The 19,285-nt window shown below is 46.0% G+C and carries 16 protein-coding genes; 6 read left to right on the top strand and 10 right to left on the bottom strand.

Annotated features, from left to right (window positions below; translation table 11 throughout):
- Positions 1 to 17 precede the first annotated feature (17 nt).
- The 6 genes from raiA to NHB35_RS09940 form a co-directional block, all read right to left on the bottom strand.
- Positions 18 to 341: a ribosome-associated translation inhibitor RaiA gene (gene raiA / locus NHB35_RS09965; RefSeq protein WP_173956490.1), complete on the bottom strand. Its 324-nt coding sequence runs from the start codon at positions 339 to 341 to the stop codon at positions 18 to 20.
- A gap of 201 nt (positions 342 to 542) precedes the next feature.
- Positions 543 to 1,310 (bottom strand): LPS export ABC transporter ATP-binding protein, encoded by a 768-nt coding sequence (gene lptB, locus NHB35_RS09960; protein WP_353432203.1) that lies wholly within the window; start codon positions 1,308 to 1,310, stop codon positions 543 to 545.
- On the bottom strand, positions 1,307 to 1,858 hold the full coding sequence (gene lptA / locus NHB35_RS09955) for a lipopolysaccharide transport periplasmic protein LptA (protein WP_353432202.1): 552 nt from the start codon (positions 1,856 to 1,858) through the stop codon (positions 1,307 to 1,309). Before lptA ends, lptB begins: the two co-directional genes overlap by 4 nt.
- A 9-nt stretch (positions 1,859 to 1,867) precedes the next feature.
- Positions 1,868 to 2,509, bottom strand: coding sequence for an LPS export ABC transporter periplasmic protein LptC (gene lptC / locus NHB35_RS09950; protein WP_353432201.1), 642 nt, complete (start codon positions 2,507 to 2,509; stop codon positions 1,868 to 1,870).
- Between the two features lie 17 nt (positions 2,510 to 2,526).
- Positions 2,527 to 3,099 carry an HAD hydrolase family protein gene (locus tag NHB35_RS09945; RefSeq protein WP_353432200.1) on the bottom strand — a complete coding sequence of 191 codons (573 nt, stop codon included), beginning with the start codon at positions 3,097 to 3,099 and terminating at the stop codon, positions 2,527 to 2,529.
- Positions 3,100 to 3,119: 20 nt separating this feature from the next.
- Complete coding sequence (locus NHB35_RS09940) at positions 3,120 to 4,112, bottom strand: KpsF/GutQ family sugar-phosphate isomerase (protein ID WP_353432199.1); 993 nt, start codon at positions 4,110 to 4,112, stop codon at positions 3,120 to 3,122.
- 11 nt (positions 4,113 to 4,123) lie between these two features.
- Here NHB35_RS09940 and NHB35_RS09935 point away from each other — a divergent pair, with 11 nt between their 5' ends.
- A complete protein-coding gene (locus NHB35_RS09935) occupies positions 4,124 to 6,106 on the top strand; it encodes a monovalent cation:proton antiporter-2 (CPA2) family protein (protein ID WP_353432198.1) in 1,983 nt (660 codons plus the stop codon).
- Positions 6,107 to 6,147: 41 nt separating this feature from the next.
- Here the strand turns inward: NHB35_RS09935 and uvrA are convergent, their stop codons facing one another.
- On the bottom strand, positions 6,148 to 9,048 hold the full coding sequence (gene uvrA / locus NHB35_RS09930) for an excinuclease ABC subunit UvrA (RefSeq protein ID WP_353432197.1): 2,901 nt from the start codon (positions 9,046 to 9,048) through the stop codon (positions 6,148 to 6,150).
- Between the two features lie 37 nt (positions 9,049 to 9,085).
- Here uvrA and NHB35_RS09925 point away from each other — a divergent pair, with 37 nt between their 5' ends.
- Both NHB35_RS09925 and ssb read left to right on the top strand, forming a co-directional pair.
- Positions 9,086 to 10,252 carry an MFS transporter gene (locus NHB35_RS09925; protein ID WP_353432196.1) on the top strand — a complete coding sequence of 389 codons (1,167 nt, stop codon included), beginning with the start codon at positions 9,086 to 9,088 and terminating at the stop codon, positions 10,250 to 10,252.
- Positions 10,253 to 10,344: 92 nt separating this feature from the next.
- A complete protein-coding gene (ssb, locus tag NHB35_RS09920) occupies positions 10,345 to 10,797 on the top strand; it encodes a single-stranded DNA-binding protein (protein ID WP_353432195.1) in 453 nt (150 codons plus the stop codon).
- 77 nt (positions 10,798 to 10,874) lie between these two features.
- On the opposite strand, the gene queF is transcribed toward ssb, so the two are convergent.
- The 3 genes from queF to ilvA are packed head-to-tail and all read right to left on the bottom strand — an operon-like array spanning position 10,875 to position 14,142.
- A complete protein-coding gene (gene queF / locus NHB35_RS09915) occupies positions 10,875 to 11,702 on the bottom strand; it encodes an NADPH-dependent 7-cyano-7-deazaguanine reductase QueF (protein WP_353432194.1) in 828 nt (275 codons plus the stop codon).
- Positions 11,703 to 11,704: 2 nt separating this feature from the next.
- Positions 11,705 to 12,619: a 5'-nucleotidase gene (locus tag NHB35_RS09910; RefSeq protein ID WP_353432193.1), complete on the bottom strand. Its 915-nt coding sequence runs from the start codon at positions 12,617 to 12,619 to the stop codon at positions 11,705 to 11,707.
- A 2-nt stretch (positions 12,620 to 12,621) separates the two neighbouring features.
- On the bottom strand, positions 12,622 to 14,142 hold the full coding sequence (ilvA, locus tag NHB35_RS09905; protein ID WP_353432192.1) for a threonine ammonia-lyase, biosynthetic: 1,521 nt from the start codon (positions 14,140 to 14,142) through the stop codon (positions 12,622 to 12,624).
- A 133-nt stretch (positions 14,143 to 14,275) separates the two neighbouring features.
- Here ilvA and NHB35_RS09900 point away from each other — a divergent pair, with 133 nt between their 5' ends.
- The 3 genes from NHB35_RS09900 to ubiE are packed head-to-tail and all read left to right on the top strand — an operon-like array spanning position 14,276 to position 19,256.
- A complete protein-coding gene (locus NHB35_RS09900; RefSeq protein WP_353432191.1) occupies positions 14,276 to 18,115 on the top strand; it encodes an FAD/FMN-binding oxidoreductase in 3,840 nt (1,279 codons plus the stop codon).
- The gene (locus NHB35_RS09895) at positions 18,115 to 18,513 is read left to right on the top strand and encodes a DUF971 domain-containing protein (protein WP_353432190.1); all 399 of its coding nucleotides are present in this window, start codon (positions 18,115 to 18,117) and stop codon (positions 18,511 to 18,513) included. The genes NHB35_RS09900 and NHB35_RS09895 overlap by 1 nt, the downstream gene beginning before the upstream one ends.
- Positions 18,513 to 19,256 carry a bifunctional demethylmenaquinone methyltransferase/2-methoxy-6-polyprenyl-1,4-benzoquinol methylase UbiE gene (ubiE, locus tag NHB35_RS09890; protein WP_353432189.1) on the top strand — a complete coding sequence of 248 codons (744 nt, stop codon included), beginning with the start codon at positions 18,513 to 18,515 and terminating at the stop codon, positions 19,254 to 19,256. Before NHB35_RS09895 ends, ubiE begins: the two co-directional genes overlap by 1 nt.
- Positions 19,257 to 19,285: the final 29 nt, after the last annotated feature.

The following is a 19,285-nucleotide window of genomic DNA, read 5'->3' as shown; positions in this document are numbered from 1 at the left end:
TGTCCTGACGCTGGAGATCACTCAAAACGTTTTTCGTGATGATGATCCTGGATCTTTTCCTTATGTTTAACGACCTGGCGCTCCAGTTTGTCAACGACGGCATCCATGGCGTGGTAAAGATCGGCGTTATGGGCTTCGGCAAATAATTCTTTGCCTTTGAGGTGAATGGTGATCTCGGCGCTTTGACGTAGATCTTTTTCTTTGGCGTTATCAACGACTAAAAATGCTGAGGCATCTATAACATGGTCGAAGTGCTTTCGAATTTTCGCTAAGCCGGCCTCTAGATGTGTTCGCATGGCGGGGGTAACTTCAACATGACGGCTATTAATTTTTAAATTCATTAGCGACTCCTTATATCAAAGCCTGCGCATAGCTGTAGCTGGGGTGCGCAGCATGCCCCTGTAGAATTTGAGCTGTTTTTTTTGAGAAGTAATGCATGAACCTCCAGCGTATCAGCGAATTTGCCCAAATCCAAGAGGAGAAAGGGATTTTTTTACTACTTATACGGATAGAAGCCCTGCGCTTTGCACAAGGATGGGGAATTACATCCGGAAGTTCTCACCCAGGTAGACCCGGCGAACCGCGTCATTTTGGATGATTTGATCTGGCTGACCTTCTGCTAGAACGCTACCTTCACTAATGATGTAGGCATGATCGCAGATACCGAGGGTTTCTCGAACATTATGGTCTGTAATTAGAACGCCTATTTGTCGGTCTCTTAAGAAACGAACGATTCGCTGAATTTCCCCAACGGCAATGGGGTCAACACCGGCAAAGGGCTCATCCAACAAAATAAATTTAGGCTGTGAAGCTAAAGCTCGAGCAATTTCTACGCGTCTACGTTCACCACCCGAAAGAGACAGTGCTGGATTATTGCGCAGGTGGCCGATTTGAAGTTCTCCTAAGAGCTCATCTAATCGATTAGTAATCTCGGCTTTGCTTAATGGCTTGCCGCCTTGAACTTGGAGCTCCAGAACGGCTTGAATATTTTCAGCAACATTGAGTTTTCTGAAAACAGATGCTTCTTGAGGCAAATAGGAAAGACCCATTCGAGCGCGCTCATGGATAGGTAAATGTGTGATGTCTTTGCCATCTAGCACTATTTGACCGCCATCTGCCGGCACTAGACCGACAATCATGTAAAAGGAGGTGGTCTTGCCGGCACCATTTGGTCCCAGAAGTCCAACCACTTCACCACATTTCACTTCTACCGAAACATCGCGTACTACGGTTCTTGAGCCATAACGTTTTTGTAATTTATGGGCGCTGAGTGTTGCAGTTGAATTGTCTTGAGCTTGATCCGTTGTCATTTTTCTAGTGTGGCTTTTCTTCTTGGTGAAAGGATTGCTCTTGCCAAGGGAAGGTCCTCTGGTTTTGTGCTGCTTGGTGGTGTTACGCGATAACGTTCAGTAATGTCATCGTACTCAATTTTCCAGCCTTGCAGTTGATCAAGCATCTGCATGTTTAATAAACGCTTTAATCTGGCATCGCCAGTGATGGTTAGTAACTCTGTTTTTGCATTGTAGGTAACCTGAGTGCCATGTCCCTGCATAAACTCATCAGCTGAACCCTCTCTTCTTTGCCTAAAGCTTGCAGCAGTGTCAGCGGTACCTTTGATATCAACAAATTCATAGCCTTCAGGATCGACTTGGATATGACCATCATCACCCGTCACAACCATACTGCCCTTAATTAGCAGAATTTGGCCTTTGAGATCATAAATCTGCTGAACATCATTTACTGAAACGCTCTCGGCTTCAAGGATGATTGGCTTATCTTGATCAGCTTTTTCTGCATGAACAAAGTTCACGCATAGAAGGAGGCAAAATGCAGCCCAGAAAGTTGAGAGTCGAATCATGTGAGTATTTTATTGGCCATTGCGTGGGGCGCGTTCAATTCGACCTCTTACCTGCCCTGACAAAGTCATGCTTTGCGCGATATTGTCAAATGTTCCGCCATCGGTAGAGTGCATCACCGACATGCCCTGTTCAAGCGTAATAGGTTTATCGGTTTGAACGATATCATCGTTAATCAGCACTTTGAAATAGCTAGATGAGGCAAGCATTCTGAGCGTTGCAGGTTCTGTTGCGTTAGCAGGCTGAGGCGGTCTGTAGATTGATGCGTTATCAAATAGCTCCAAAATCGTTAGGTCGCCATCCAGATGTCCAGTATTTGATCTAACGGTAACAGGCGCCTTACCTGGCTGAAAAAGACGCATGCGAGGCAAATCAATATCGATTGAAGCATCGTCATCGTAGTGAGTGACCTTATCCCCCAGAATTCGGTATTTTGTATTGCCTTGTTCATTTAATGCAGATAGTGTGCCATTTTGAATAATGTAGTCTGGCTCATGAAGGCGTACTCGCTCTAGTCCAGAGTGTTCAGCCGGAGTATTTTTTCGTACCAACCAAAATGTGACTAATGTAAGCAGACCCATCAATATCAAAGGCATCAGACGCAACAGGGTGCGGCCAATACTAAATTTGATTTGTTGGGAATTGAGTTGCATTGCCAAATTAAATAAACTCAGTTGCGAGCTTTATTGAGTAATTCTTCATAGCGATTCTGGGATTTCAGAATTAAATCGCAAGCTTCTCTTACCGCGCTATTGCCGCCCATACGTGAGGTGACAAAATGCGCAAATTCTTTAACAGCTTCATGGGCTTGGGCTGGAGCGATGCGAAGTCCTGCTTGCTTCATCATGGCTAAGTCCGGCCAATCATCACCCATAACTGCGCAATCGCTAGGCTTAAGTCCAAGTGACTTGAGTACTTCTTCTAAGGCAAGCGCTTTATTCTCAACACCCATATGTACATGCTTGATACCAAGCTCATCGCAGCGAGCCAATACCATTTTGGAATTTCTACCAGTAATAATTGCAGTCGCAATGCCACATTGCTCTAGTAATTTGATGCCTAGACCATCCTGAATGTCGAATGCTTTTAAGGATTCTTTTCCTTCAGCGCCAATCCAGACTTGGCCATTTGTTAACACCCCATCTACGTCCAAAACCAATAACTTAACTTTGCTGGCGCGTTCCCACGCTTGTGGGTAGCTTGATAGAGGATTTGTATTATGAGTATTAAAAGCGCTCGGCATGGAATTGAATGGTTAACTCGTTAAATAACTTTAGCTGCAAAAAGGTCATGTAAATTCAATGCACCAAGCAAAACCCCAGCTTTATCAGTCACCACTAGATGATTTATGCGATGCTTTTCCATCATCTCAATTGCTTCTTCTGCTAATAGCTCGGGCGGAATAGTTCTAGGGCTGGAAGTCGTAGCGCTTTTAAGAGTAACATTGCTAAGGTTAGTATTTTTCTCGAGTAAACGACGCAAATCGCCATCGGTCAAAATGCCAAACACTTTATTGTCTTCATCTAGTATGACGACCATACCCATACGTTTTGCGGTCATCTCTAATAAAGCAGCTTGCAAAGAAGCTTGAATTGAAATTTTTGGCGTGTCATCAAAGCTTCTCATTACTTCGCTGACATGCATCAATTGTTTGCGACCTAAGCGGCCACCAGGATGGGAACGTTGAAAGTCTTCAGCTTGAAAGCCACGAGCGTCAAGCAGTGCAACTGCAAGTGCATCGCCCATAGCAAGTGCAGCGGTAGTGCTGGTGGTTGGCGCGAGGTTAAGTGGGCACGCTTCTTTTTCTACGCTGGTATCTAGGTGCGCATCCGCTAATTTTGCTAGAGACGAATTTGGCGCTCCGGTCAATGCGATGAGCTTTGCGCCAGTACGCTTGACGATTGGAACAATTGTTAGTAACTCATCAGTTTCGCCAGAGTTGGATAACGCTACAAAAACATCTTCACGGGTAACCATGCCCAAATCGCCATGGCTGGCCTCTGCGGGGTGTACAAAAAAAGCGGGGGATCCTGTTGAGGCAAACGTAGCAGCAATTTTGCGGGCAATATGGCCTGACTTGCCAATGCCGGACACCACGATTCTGCCTTTGCATCCATGTAGTAATTCCACTGCATGGATCAGGGCGTCTGCGTTTTGGCCCTCTAGGCGATCACGCATTGTTTGCAGTGCAGCAGCCTCAATAGTGAGGGTATCGCGGGCAAGCTTTAGGGTACGTTCACGAGTCTTAGCTATCATCGAGTAAGTATATGCCGTCAGTCCTTCAATTAACCCTTATTCTCTTAGCCTCTGGTGTGGCTGGAGTAGTTATTTTCCGCTATTTTGGCTTACCCCCTATTTTGGGCTATTTAGCCATTGGTGTGCTGATTGGGCCCAATGCCTTGGGCTTGGCCAGTGATTCCGCTACGGTGAAGTATTTGGCGGAGTTTGGGGTTGTTTTCTTAATGTTCTCAATTGGCCTGGAATTTAATCTGCACAAGCTCAGGTCAATGCGCTACATCGTATTTGGCTTGGGTGGCAGTCAAGTTATTCTGACGATGGTGCTTGCAGTGCCAGCTAGTTTATTGATGAATTGGATTTATCCGATCTCATGGCAGGCGGCAATTGCTTTGGGCGGCGCGCTGGCAATGTCCTCTACCGCCATTGTGACCAAGCTGATTTCTGATCGCGCTGAGTTAGAGACAGAGCATGGTCGTAATGTAGTCGGCATTTTGCTGTTCCAAGATTTGGCCGTGGTCTTCTTATTGATTTTGTTGCCATCCTTGGGAAAAAATCCCAAAGATCTTTTTGTGGCGCTAACAGCTGCTTCCATCAAAATCACCGTTGCTCTGACGCTGATTTTCTTTATTGGCCAATCTTTAATGAGCCATTGGTTTAGATTGGTTGCTAAGTTACGTTCGCAAGAATTATTCATGCTCAATCTGTTATTGATTGTGCTTGGAATGGCTGGCCTGACTGAGCATTTCGGTTTATCACTAGCGCTTGGAGCGTTCTTGGCGGGCATGTTGATTTCTGAAACGCCCTATCGTCATCAGGTCGAGGAAGATGTCAAACCATTCCGTGACGTTTTGCTAGGACTCTTCTTTATTACGATCGGCATGTTGCTCGACTTCAATGTAATTCGAGAGCAATGGATGTTGGTAGTGGCTTTATTAGTTGGCCCCTTGATATTTAAGTTCGGACTCATTGCTTTACTCTCGAAGGCCTTTGGCTCTAGTACTGGCATCTCAATACGGACTGGACTTTGTTTGGCGCAAGCAGGTGAGTTTGGTTTTGTGCTTCTTACGCAGATTGATGGCTTAGATCTTATTGATCCTACTTTGAGTCAAGCTGTTTTAGCCGCCATGTTGCTCTCGATGTTTTGCGCCCCATTTTTGGTTGAGTACAGCGACCGTATCGCAATGCGTTTCTCAAGTAACGAATGGCTTTTGCAATCTCTTGCTTTAACTCGGGTTGCTGCGAAAAGTGTTCGCAATGAAAATCACGTGATCATTTGTGGTTTTGGTCGATCTGGGCAAAGCTTGGCACGTATGTTAGATCAGGAAAAAATTCCATACATTGCTTTAGATTTGGATCCTGATCGCGTGAAGGAAGCTGCTGCCGCTGGCGACAATGTTGTGTACGGGGATGCTAGTCGTGAAAATTATTTAGTCGCCGCTGGCCTTTCAAGGGCAAAAACTGTCGTCATCACATACGCCGATACTGCTGCAAGCTTAAGAGTTTTGCGTCAGGTTGAGCATTTACGCCCTGGTATGACTGTGTTAGTTCGCACTAAAGATGATGCTGATATTGCTAAGCTACAAGCAGCAGGCGCGACTGAAGTGGTGCCTGAATTAATTGAGGGCAGCTTGATGATTGCATCACACGTCTTGCTCATTATGGGTGTGCCCATGCGCAAGGTGGTGAGACGTATTACGACCGCGCGTGAAGAGCGTTACAGCTTATTAAGAGGCTACTTCCGAGGCTCGAGTGATGATGATTTCGGTTCGAATGAATCTTGGCGACTGCACTCTATTACCTTGCTGCCAAATTCTCAGGCTGTAGGCAAAACGCTATCCGAGCTCCATATAGAAAATGAAGGTGTTAGTGTTCAAGCGGTTCGTCGTAAGGGACGTAACGCTGACTACAGTAAGTTAGCGCTTGCTCCAGACTTGCTGCTTCAGGCAAACGATATCTTGGTAATCTCTGGTAACCCAGAGGCAATTGATTTAGCCGAGGCTAAATTGTTGTAAATGCCTGCCTTAAGTATTCAGTAGATAGCGAATTTCGCTATCTACTTTTTCTTTTTGGTAGTGCTTGTACTCTTACTCGTTTTCCGAGTTAAGAGAGGCGCCAAATAATGCCCAGTAAAACTCACATCATTCTTGGCAACTTCTTCAGGCGTGCCGGTTGCAATGATCTGCCCACCACCAGCGCCACCTTTGGGGCCTAAATCAATAATCCAATCGGCAGTCTTAATAACATCAAGATTATGTTCGATGATGACGATCGTATTGCCTTGTTTCTTGAGTGTTTGGATGACGGTTAGTAAGAGCTGAATGTCGTGGAAATGTAAGCCCGTAGTAGGCTCATCCAAGATATAGAGCGTTCTTCCGGTATCGCGTTTGGAAAGTTCTAGCGACAGCTTTACACGTTGCGCTTCACCACCTGATAGAGTTGTTGCGCTTTGGCCTAGTTGCACGTAACCCAAACCAACATCCAGAAGCGTTTTGAGTTTGCGCTTAACCACCGGAACTGCTTCAAAGAATTCATGTGCTTGCTCAATTGTCATTGAAAGCACTTCATGAATATTTTTTCCTTTGTAGCGGATATCTAATGTTTCACGGTTATAGCGCTTGCCGTGACAAACATCGCACGGCACATAAACATCTGGCAAGAAATGCATTTCTACTTTGAGAACACCATCACCTTCACAGGCATCACAACGACCACCTTTGACGTTAAAGGAGAAACGTCCAGCCTCGTAACCACGTTCACGCGCCGCAGGGACTCCTGCAAACAGCTCGCGAATGGGTGTGAAAAGACCGGTATAAGTGGCTGGGTTGGAGCGCGGTGTGCGACCAATCGGTGACTGATCTACGCTAATAACTTTATCGAAGTGCTCTAAACCCTTAATAGCGTCATGCGCAGCTGGCTCAGTACTCGAGCCATATAAATGTTGTGCAACAGCATGATGAAGGGTGTCATTAATCAAGGTTGATTTACCAGATCCAGAAACACCAGTCACGCAAGTTAGCAATCCCACGGGAATCTTGGCATAGACGGATTGCAAATTATTCCCACGGGCGCCAATGATTTCTAAGAAAAGATCATTTACAGGAATGCGTTTTTCCGGAACTTCAATTGCTTCGCGTCCTGCAAGATAAGCACCGGTCAAAGATTTAGCATCAGCCTCAACTTTCGTGGGCGTACCTTGCGCAACAATTTCACCGCCATGAACACCGGCGCCGGGGCCGATATCGATTACCCAATCAGATGCGCGAATCATATCTTCATCGTGTTCAACGACTAGAACGCTATTACCAAGGTCACGTAAATGCTTGAGAGTGCCAATTAGTCGATCATTATCGCGTTGATGCAGTCCAATCGATGGCTCATCCAACACATACATCACGCCCGTCAAGCCTGATCCAATCTGGCTTGCAAGACGAATACGCTGCGCTTCGCCGCCTGAGAGCGTATCTGCACTGCGTTCAAGTGAGAGATAGTCCAGACCCACATCGTTTAAGAAGCGTAGACGAGCGCTGATTTCTTTAATAATCTTGTCGGCAATTTCTTTTTTGGCACCCTTAAGTTCAAGAGTTTCGAAATATTCTTTTGCTTCTTTTAACGGTAGCGCGCTGATTTCATAAATGGCACGTGCCTGTTTTTTCTCGCCCACTCGAACGAAGCGTGCTTCTTTGCGCAAACGACTGCCGCTACATTCAGGACAAGTTTGAATGTTCTGATAGCGAGCGAGTTCTTCGCGCACAGTGACAGAATCTGTCTCACGATAGCGACGTTCAAAGTTGGCAACAATGCCTTCAAAGGCGTGTTCACGAATAGTATTTCTACCGCGCTCATTGATGTATTCAAAGGGTATGGTGACATCACCAGACCCCAATAAGATCAGGTCCTGTTGTTTCTTGCTAAGCGATTCAAAAGGCTTTTCAACATCAAAGCCGCCATGTTTGGCAAGAGTTTGTAGTAGCTTGAAGTAAAACTGATTGCGTCGATCCCAGCCTTTAATTGCGCCAGATGCCAGTGATAAATCAGGATGCGCAACGATACGTTTAGGATCAAAGAAAGATTGGTGACCCAGTCCGTCGCATGAAGGACATGCACCCATTGGATTATTGAAAGAGAAAAGACGTGGCTCTAGCTCTTGCAGGGAGTATGAGCAAACTGGGCAAGCAAATTTGCTCGAGAAAATCATTTCCTTGCCAGTATCCATATCCACAATCATTGCTTTGCCATCCGCTAAACGCAGGGCAGTCTCAAATGACTCGGCAAGGCGTTGTTGAATATCTGGTCGAACTTTAATGCGGTCTACTACAACTTCAATAGAGTGCTTATCGTTTTTCTTAAGCGCTGGTAATTGATCAACTTCAAAAATTTCTGCCTTAGCGGCATTAGCTGTGCCTCCGCCAGAGCGCACGCGAAAGCGCACAAAGCCTTGCGCTTGGAGATCTTGGAAAAAATCAACAAATTCACCTTTACGCTCACTGACTACAGGAGCAAGAATCATGAGCTTAGTGTCATCTGGCATTGCTAATACCGTATCTACCATTTGAGAAACGCTTTGCGCTTCTAGTGGAAGATCATGGTCTGGACAATGCGGTGTTCCAGCGCGTGCAAACAAGAGGCGCAGGTAATCATGAATTTCCGTTACGGTGCCAACGGTGGAGCGTGGATTGTGGCTAGTCGCTTTTTGCTCAATGGAGATTGCTGGGGAGAGGCCTTCAATCGTATCAACGTCGGGTTTTTCCATTAATTGCAAAAATTGACGGGCGTAGGCCGATAAAGACTCTACATAACGTCTTTGACCCTCTGCGTAGAGCGTGTCAAAAGCAAGCGAACTTTTCCCAGAGCCGGATAGGCCTGTTAAGACGACCAGTTTCTCTCTAGGAATGTCCAGATTGATATTTTTGAGGTTGTGGGTGCGGGCACCGCGGATCTTGATTTCGTTATTCATGATTTTTTAGCGTAACTTGTTAATATAGCTCTTTCCCATGAATCCTTCTGAACTTCGCTCCACTCTCGCTTTAGCAGGCATATTTGGCCTCAGAATGCTGGGCCTTTTCTTGCTATTACCAGTCTTTAGCATTCACGCACGGGGTTTACCGGGTGGCGAACACGCCCTTTGGGTGGGTTTGACTCTGGGTATTTTCAATATCGTCCAGGCCTGCTTTTACATCCCACTGGGACGTCTTTCTGACCGCATTGGACGCAAGCCAGTGGTGCTTTGGGGTCTTTCTTTGTTTGTGGCTGGGGCGCTAATTTGCGCCGCTCAGGATGATTTACTTTGGATTGCAATCGGTCGGGGGATTATGGGCGCAGGTGCGGTATCGGCCGCGATTTCTGCATGGGTTGCTGACCTGACGCGTGAGCAGGTTCGCACGCGAGCGATGGCCTTGGTCGGCGGCAGTATCGCACTCTCATTTGCTTTGTCTTTGGTGATTGCCGCACCGATATATCGATTGATTAGTCTTAGTGGAATTTTTATTGTCTTGGCGATTTTAGGCGTTGCCGCAATACTAGTGACGCATTTTGTCTTGCCTAGTAATAGACCCGAGGTGAATGTCCAGCAAGCCTCATTAAGAGAAGTCTTTTTGCGTCCTGAGCTAATGCGCCTCAATTTAGGCGTCTTTGTTCTGCATGCGACACAGGTAGCTATGTTTTTAGTTGTACCTCGTTTATTGGTGCAAGCAGGGTTACCTCTGGCATCGCATTGGGAAATTTATTTGCCTGTAGTGCTTTTGTCATTCTTCTTCATGGCACCCATTTTGATTTTTGGTGAGAAGAAACAAAAATTACGCACTATTCTTTTACTAGCAATTGTGTTGTTACTAATCGCTGAATTTTTATTCACCAATACATCCTCGGTGGTATCGATTGCTATTGCACTCTTAATTTATTTTGTAGGCTTCAATCTATTAGAGGCCTTACAGCCCTCCTTGGTTTCGCGTTTTGCTAAAGAATCCAAAGGTACCGCGCTAGGTGTTTACAACACAACGCAGTCTATTGGTTTGTTTTCTGGGGCTTCTGTAGGGGGCTATTTAATGGATAGCCATGGCGATCTATCGGTCTTTGTGATGGGTGCTGCGCTCCTACTATGCTGGCTTATAATTGCTTGGTCTATGGGCGAAATGCCACTGAAATCAAAAGATTCAAAGTAGTTCGTAACAAAGACACAGCCGTAGCTTTATCGATTTTTATTAAGGCAAATTTTTAAGTAGCAATAACAGTAGTATTTTCTTCGGGAGACAACATGGCTTCGGTAAATAAGGTCATCATCGTAGGTAACGTAGGGCGCGATCCAGAAACGCGTTATATGCCAAGTGGCGACGCAGTTACTAATATTTCAGTAGCAACTTCAGATCGCTACAAAGATAAGCAAACAGGTGAAATGAAAGAAACCACGGAATGGCATCGCGTTGCATTCTTTGGAAAGCTTGCAGAGATTGCAGGGCAGTATCTTAAAAAAGGTTCACAGGTTTACGTGGAAGGTCGTTTACGTACGCGTAAATGGACAGATGCAAGTGGTCAAGAAAAATACTCCACCGAAATCGTTGCTGAAACTATGCAAATGCTTGGTGGTAAGCCAGTTGGTGGTGGCGATAGCGGTGAGAGCTATAGCCGTTCTAAGTCTGCTGAGCAGCCAGCTTCAGCCGCCTCTAATGCCGCATCATTAGGCGCGATGGATGACGATATTCCGTTTTAAGCGCTAACTACTCAGTCATCAAGTGATTGGTGGCTAATAAGAAAAGCCCCTCTAGAAATTTCTGAGGGGCTTTTTATTTATTGCCGAGCATGGCGAATATTATCTGGCCAAGGTGAGTTGTGATCGGTTCTAAATGGATTGATATCTAGACCGCCGCGACGTGTGTAGCGTGCGTACACAGATAGTTTTTCTGGTTTACATTGCCGTTTGATATCCGTAAAGATTGTTTCTACGCAGTGCTCATGAAATTCCCCTAATTGTCTAAAGCCAATGAGGTAGCGCAATAAACCTTCTTCAAGAATGGGCCGACCTTGATATCGAATTTGGACGCTAGCCCAATCCGGCTGGCCAGTTACAGGACAGTTAGACTTCAGCAAATGGGAAACTAGGCATTGTTCGATTGGGCCGAATGATTCATTAACGCCCAATAAGCTAGGGTCTGCTGGCTTGGATGGGTCTACTTCAATATCCAGTCTATCCAACAGGACGCCACCCATTTCTTGAATTCCTCTTTTAGCTACAGCTTCAGCTGCTTGAATGCGTGTCGTGATCTTGCTTCCTGCGACAGCTGAAATATCTTTGATGAGTAATTCACGAATCTCGCTTTCATCTTCAAAGCGCGCATTGTTTAGGCTATTGAGATAAAGCTTGAACGATTTAGACTCAATCATATTGGGCGAATCAGCTGGAATTTGAAATTCAGCGAGGGCGATCTGAGGCTTCCCTTTTTTATTGAGCCAACTGAGTTCAAAGGCATTCCAAATATCAACGCCAACAAATGGCAGGGCTTGACCCTCTTTTAAGCCAAGTTTGGTGCGATTCTCTGTTCTTGGAATGGGAAATAGCAAGCTTGGGTCATATTGACTTGGATATTGGGTTGTTTGCCCAAGAGAGAGTGTCGCCATAATTACTTTTGGTTTTTTGGCTGATTAGAGACGCCAGATACTACATGCCCTGTCGGCGCAACAGATGCAGCGGATTGGCAATGACCCGTCTGATCGTCAAAGAAAAAGTCTGGCTCAAATTCTCGAAGAAATTCACTCTTGGATAGGCCGCCCAGAAACATCGCTTCATCCACATCAATGCCCCAGGCCATTAGCGTGCGGATGGCGCGCTCATGCGCAGGCGCTGAACGAGCGGTTACCAAGGCGGTGCGAATGCGCATGCCATTTTCACTAGTCGAGCGTTGCAGTCTGTGTAATGCTTCTAACAATGGCTTGAATGGACCAGGGGGCAAGGGGATATCCACCTTTTTACTCTCGTGATCGACAAAGGCTTCAAGACCTTTCTTCTGGAAAACTTGTTCCGCTTCATCTGAAAACAGTACTGCATCTCCGTCGAATGCAATCCGTATTTCATTAGGATGTGACTCGGCAATTTTGCTGGATTCTGGGAATACTCGCGCCGCTGGAAACCCAGCATCGATGGTGGCTCTTACATCATCTTCATTTGCTGATAAGAAGAGGTTTGCGTGCAAAGAGCGTAGGTAATGGTATGGCGGGCGCCCTCTGGTAAAGACACCGCGCTCTAGATGAAGGCCGTGATGTTCTGCAGAGCGGAATACTCGTAAGCCGCTGACTGGATCATTGCGCGAGAGAATCACAACCTCAACCCGTTGCTCCCCCGCTTCATTAAAGGCGAGGAGTTTTTTGACAAGCGGGAAAGCCACGCCAGTTTGTGCTGCTGTAGCTAGGCGCTCAAGCTGAAGTTTCATATAGGCGCTGTCATCGGTAGATTCGAAGATTCGATTTTCTTCTTCGAAATCAAACAAGGCGCGCGATGAAATCGCGACAACAAGTTTTCCGGTCAGCGTGTACGACATAGTTATTTCAAGAATAAGCGATAAGCAGGATTATTGCTCTCATCCCAATGTGGATAGCCTAGAGTTGCCAAGAATTTCTGGAATTTCTTCTGCTCATTTTTTGGAACCTGAATACCCACCAAAATGCGACCATAGTCTGCGCCGTGATTGCGGTAGTGAAAGAGGCTAATATTCCAGTTCGGTGCCATGCTAGTTAAAAATTTCATGAGTGCACCTGGACGCTCAGGGAATTCAAAGCGATAAAGCAGCTCATCTTTAGCAAGTGCTGAATGACCCCCCACCATATGGCGTAAATGAGATTTTGCTAATTCGTCATGGGTGAGATCGATGGTCGCGAATTTCGCTTTACGGAAATGCTTTGCGATTGCATCGCTATCACCCGCTTTTTGAGTGCTGATGCCCACAAAAATATGTGCCTCTTTTTGATCGCCAATACGATAGTTAAATTCAGTAACATTGCGCTTGCCGAGCAATTCGCAGAAACGCTTAAATGATCCGCGCTCTTCTGGAATGGTCACTGCAAATACTGCCTCACGGAATTCGCCTACATCAGCGCGCTCGGCAACAAAGCGCAGGCGACTAAAGTTCATATTGGCGCCACAAGCTACCGCTACAAGTGTTTTTTTCCTGATCCGTTTTTTCTCGACATACTTCTTCATGCCGGCTATAGCTAAGGCGCCTGCGGGCTCAAGGATGCTACGGGTATCGGTAAAGACATCATTGATCGCTGCACAGATTTCATCGGTATCAACCGTAACGATTTCATCGACTACTTTTTTACAAATGCGGAAAGTTTCCTTACCTACCAATTTGACAGCAGTGCCATCCGAAAATAATCCAACATCTTTCATCTCAATGCGTTTGTTTGCTTTGAGTGATTGATTCATTGCATCGGAGTCGGATGCTTGAACGCCGATTACTTTTGTTTTTGGGCTGACAGCTTTAACGTATTCGCCAATACCGGCAATCAATCCGCCACCACCGATAGCAACAAATACAGCATCAATAGGATCTGTATATTGAGCAAAAATTTCTTGAGCGATGGTGCCCTGACCAGCAATAACATCCGGGTCATCAAAGGGATGAACAAAGGTTAATCCCCGTTTTTTTGCTACAACTTCTGAATACTGAAAGGCATCGCTGTAGGATTCTCCATGCAAAATGATTTCTACCCAAGATCCACCTCTAGCTTTGACGGCATCAATTTTGACGCTTGGAGTGGTAACTGGCATCACAATGACGGCCTTGCACTTCATTTTTGCTGCCGCCAAGGCAACACCTTGGGCGTGATTGCCTGCTGAGGCGGCGATAACCCCCCTTTTTAGGGCTTCTGGCGTCAAATGCGCCATTTTGTTGTAGGCGCCTCGAAGCTTGAATGAGAAAACCGGCTGGTTATCCTCTCTTTTTAGCAAGACTTGGTTACCCAAACGTTTGCTTAATTCTGGAGCGACCTGAAGCTCAGTTTCTCTTGCTACGTCATAGACGCGAGCCGATAAAATTTTCTTTAAGTAATTTGTTGCCATCTGATGAGCGTACCACGGATAGGCTCTAAGCCCTTAGTTTTGCAAGGGTTTATGTCCTTTTGAGCAACTTTCTTGGATTCCTGACAGTATCTGGATAGCTCAATTAAAATGCATATTTATCAAATATGTCGATATGAACGCACCATTGGCTTTGAACCAGTTGCAGGATTTTGAGGCGAGCTCTCCCCGGCTTCGCGAAATCCCCTACAACTACACCTCCTTTTCTGATCGTGAGATTGTGATTCGTCTATTGGGCGAGGAGTCATGGCGCGTCTTGAATGATTTGCGTGGCGTTCGTAGAACTGGCCGTTCGGCTCGCATGTTGTTTGAAATTCTTGGTGATATTTGGGTGGTGCAACGCAACCCCTTCTTGCAGGATGACTTGCTAGATAACCCCAATCGCCGTCAACAGTTAATCGACGCTTTGTGGCATCGCTTGGGCGAGGTTAAGAAGCGCAACAATGGTGACTCTGCTGGGCAAGTAGAAGTTTTATTGAATGCCGCTTATCGCGCAATTGAAAATTTTGAGAACGGCTTTAAAGAAGTTGAGCAAATTCGTAAGCGTGCCCGAAAAGAATTGGGCCGTCACACTGCTAGTGACAATATTTGTTTTGATGGCGTCTCTCGCGCCGCACACGTAACTGATGCGACAGATTGGCGGGTCGAGTTTCCTTTAGTGGTTCTCAAGCCTGACTATGAATCCGAGATTCCTGGTTTAGTAAAAGCCTGCGTGGACTTAGGTTTGACGATCATTCCGCGTGGAGGCGGGACTGGCTACACGGGCGGCGCCATTCCTTTGTATGCGATGTCTGCAGTAATCAATACTGAGAAGCTACAACAAATTGATGGCGTAAAAGGTAAACGTTTGCCAGGTGTTGAGCGCGAGGTTTCAACTATCTTTACAGGCGCTGGAGTTGTAACGCGTCGCGTATCTGATGCTGCTGAGCAGGGGGGTCTTGTGTTTGCAGTCGATCCTACTTCAGCAGATGCAAGTTGTATTGGCGGCAATATCGCCATGAACGCAGGTGGAAAAAAAGCTGTTCTGTGGGGAACTGCTCTAGATAACCTAGCTAGTTGGCGCATGGTTGATCCACAAGGCAACTGGCTTGATGTGGAGCGCCTTGAACATAATCTTGGCAAGATTCATGATGTCGAGAAAGTTCGCTTTCAACTGACTTGGTCGGATGGCAATAGTGAGCCCGGCCAACGCATTTTGAAGGCTGAGATATTAGAGGTAGAAGGTAAACGATTCCGCAAAGAAGGTCTTGGTAAAGACGTTACCGATAAGTTTTTAGCTGGCTTACCTGGTGTGCAAAAAGAGGGTTGCGATGGTTTGATTACAAGCGCAACTTGGGTATTGCATCGCATGCCCAAATACATGCGTACTGTTTGCCTAGAGTTTTTTGGCCAGGCTCGTGAAGCGATCCCAAGTATTGTTGAAATTAAGGCCTACCTTGAGACATTAAGCAAACAAGGCGGCCCGATATTGGCTGGCCTTGAGCATTTGGACGATCGCTATTTACGCGCGGTCGGGTATTCAACAAAGTCCAAGCGCAATAGCTTGCCAAAGATGGTCTTGATTGGCGATATCGCCGGTGATGATGAAGAGGCAGTTGCAGCTGCCACCAGTGAAGTGGTGCGCATGGCTAACTTGCGAGTTGGCGAAGGTTTTGTGGCAGTCAGTGCAGATGCACGTAAGAAGTTTTGGTTGGATCGCGCTCGTACAGCAGCGATTGCTCGCCACACCAATGCATTCAAAATCAATGAAGACGTAGTGATTCCGTTGCCACGAATGGGCGAATACACCGATGGCATTGATCGAATCAATATTGAACTTTCTCTAAAAAATAAGCTTCAGGTATTAGATGGCCTCGAATCTTTCCTAAAGAAGAGTGCATTGCCATTAGGAAAGAATGAAGAAGATTATGAGATCCCCACAGCCGAGATTCTGGGCGACCGTGTTCAGCAGGCTCTAGAGTTAATTGCAAAAGTGCGTTTGCGCTGGTCTGAATGGCTGACGCAAATGGATGCTTATTTCCCGCAGTTGCAAAACTACAGTCTGCGTGCCTCTTGGAAAGATGAAGTGCGCTCAGAGTTGCGCATCATCTTTGGCGGTTTAGCTTTTGAGCCGATTTTGAATGAACTAGAAGCTATTCATAAAAATATTTTGCGCAAGAGGGTGTTTGTCGCTTTGCATATGCATGCGGGCGACGGTAATGTGCACACGAATATCCCAGTGAACTCCGATGACTACGAGATGTTGCAAGATGCGCATCGTGCTGTAGATCGCATCATGAAGTTGGCTAGATCCTTAGATGGAGTGATCTCTGGCGAGCATGGAATTGGTATTACCAAGTTAGAGTATCTAACAGAGGCAGAACTCAAAGATTTCCGCAGTTACAAGAACCGCGTGGATCCAGAGGGACGCTTTAATAAAGGCAAACTCATGCCACATGCTGACTTGAGTATGGCCTATACCCCTAGCTTTGGTTTGATGGGGCATGAGTCCATCATCATGCAGCAGAGTGATATTGGTGCAATTGCTGATAGCGTTAAAGATTGTTTGCGCTGTGGAAAGTGCAAACCAGTTTGCTCAACACATGTGCCACGCGCTAACTTGCTCTACAGCCCACGTGACAAAATTTTAGCCACTTCATTATTGATTGAAGCTTTCCTATACGAAGAGCAAACACGTCGTGGCGTTTCGATTCGACATTGGGAAATGTTCGATGATGTTGCTGCGCACTGTACCGTGTGCCATAAGTGCTTAACTCCTTGCCCCGTCAAGATTGATTTCGGTGATGTCACCATGAATATGCGTAACTTGTTACGCAAAATGGGGCAGCAACGTTTTAATTCTGGGACAGCTGCTTCGATGTTCTTCTTGAATGCGACAAGTCCAGACACTATTCATCTTGCCCGCAAGACCATGATTGGCTGGGGCTACAAATTGCAACGTTTTGGTAATGATGTATTGCGTAAGTTTGCTAAACAGCAAACCGCACATCCACCAGCCACGGTTGGCAAGCCAAGCGTCAAAGAGCAAGTCATCTTTTTTGTAAATAAAAAGATGCCAGGTAATTTACCTAAGAAAACTGCGCGTGCTTTATTAGATATCGAAGATGCGAACTATGTGCCCATCATTCGTGATCCTAAGATGACATCTGCCGATAGCGAGGCGGTATTCTATTTCCCAGGCTGTGGTTCTGAGCGCCTGTTTTCTCAAGTTGGCTTAGCAACCCAAGCCATGCTTTGGAATGTCGGTGTGCAAACCGTTTTACCTCCAGGATATCTCTGTTGTGGTTATCCACAACGCGGCAATGGCGACTTTGATAAAGCTGAGAAGATGATTACTGACAATCGCGTGCTGTTTCATCGCGTTGCCAATACACTGAATTACCTCGATATCAAAACTGTCGTGGTTTCTTGTGGAACTTGTTATGACCAGTTAGCGGGTTATCAGTTTGAACAGATCTTCCCAGGCTGCCGCATTATTGATATTCATGAGTATTTGATGGAAAAGGGCGTCAAGCTTTCTGGTGTCACTGGTATCAAGTATATGTATCACGATCCATGTCACTCTCCTATGAAACTGCAAGATCCTTTAAAGACGGTTAATGAACTAATTCAGTTAGAAGACGGTAAGGCGATTGCGAAAAACGATCGTTGTTGTGGCGAGTCTGGAACATTGGCGGTTACTCGTCCAGATATCTCTACCCAAGTTCGCTTCCGTAAACAAGCTGAAATGGAAAAGGGCGCAAACGATTTGCGCAAAGGTAATTTCACGGGTGATGTGAAAGTTCTGACCAGCTGCCCATCTTGTTTGCAAGGCCTATCTCGATTTGATGCTGATAGTGGTACCACTGCGGATTACATCGTGGTGGAGATGGCGCAAAAATTACTTGGCGACAATTGGATGCAAGATTATGTTGCTAAAGCCAACCAGGGCGGTATTGAAAGGGTATTGGTTTAATGATTCCAAACAATGTGGTAGTACATCAACAATCCAAAGTGTTGGAGCTTGCTTATGAAGATGGCCAAACCTATCGCTTGCCATTTGAGCTGCTGAGAGTGGTTTCTCCATCAGCCGAAGTGCAGGGTCATGGTCCTGGTCAGGAAACTTTGCAAACAGGCAAGCGTGATGTGCTGATTTCTAGTCTTGAGCCTGTTGGCCACTATGCCTTAAAGCCAACCTTTTCTGATGGACATGATTCTGGTTTGTACTCTTGGGAGTATCTGCGGTTTTTATGTGAGAACCAAGATCAAATATGGAAAGAGCATTTGGATAAGTTAGCCGCCGCTGGGCTTGATCGCGACACCCCAATGGCGACAACGGGTCATTCACATGGCCATTCTTGTGGAAGTCACTAATGAGTAAAACCCACTTTGGTTACCAAAGCGTTGATGAGGCAGAAAAAGCTGGCAAGGTAGCTGAGGTATTTCACTCGGTTGCTAGTAAATATGACGTCATGAATGACTTAATGTCATTCGGCTTGCATCGGGTCTGGAAAAAAATTACGATCGCCCGTGCTAACGTGCGCCCTGGTCAGAAGATATTAGATATCGCTGGCGGTACGGGCGACCTTGCTGCTGCATTTGCAAAAGCAACCGAATGGGGCCGTAATCCTGATGCTCAAGTTTGGTTGAGTGATATCAATGCATCGATGCTCGGTGTTGGTCGCGATCGTTTATTGGATCGTGGCATTGCGATACCTTGCGTGCAATTTGATGCCGAGAAAATTCCTTTTCCGAAGAACTATTTTGACGTAGTGACTGTGGCATTCGGCCTGCGCAATATGACCCATAAGGAAGTTGCTCTTAGCGAGATGTGCCGCGTGATTAAGCCGGGTGGACGTGTTTTGGTATTGGAATTTTCAAAGCCAGATGCGTTTTTACAACCTGTGTATGACGCTTACTCATTTAAGGTTCTGCCTTGGTTGGGTGAAAAAATTGCGCAAGACTCAGAAAGCTATCGCTACCTGGCTGAATCGATTCGTATGCATCCGGATGCAGATACCCTTAAGCAAATGATGTTAGACGCCAGTTTTGATGAGGTAGAAACCCATAGAATGTCTGGGGGTATCGTCGCCTTACATATTGGTATTAAATACTAATAGTTGTGTATTTTCAGTAAGAAAGATAC

This window comes from Polynucleobacter sp. MWH-UH23A (assembly GCF_040409805.1).
Lineage (GTDB): Bacteria > Pseudomonadota > Gammaproteobacteria > Burkholderiales > Burkholderiaceae > Polynucleobacter.
Note: the sequence above shows the minus strand (reverse complement) of the source record. Positions and strands in the feature narration are given on the sequence as shown.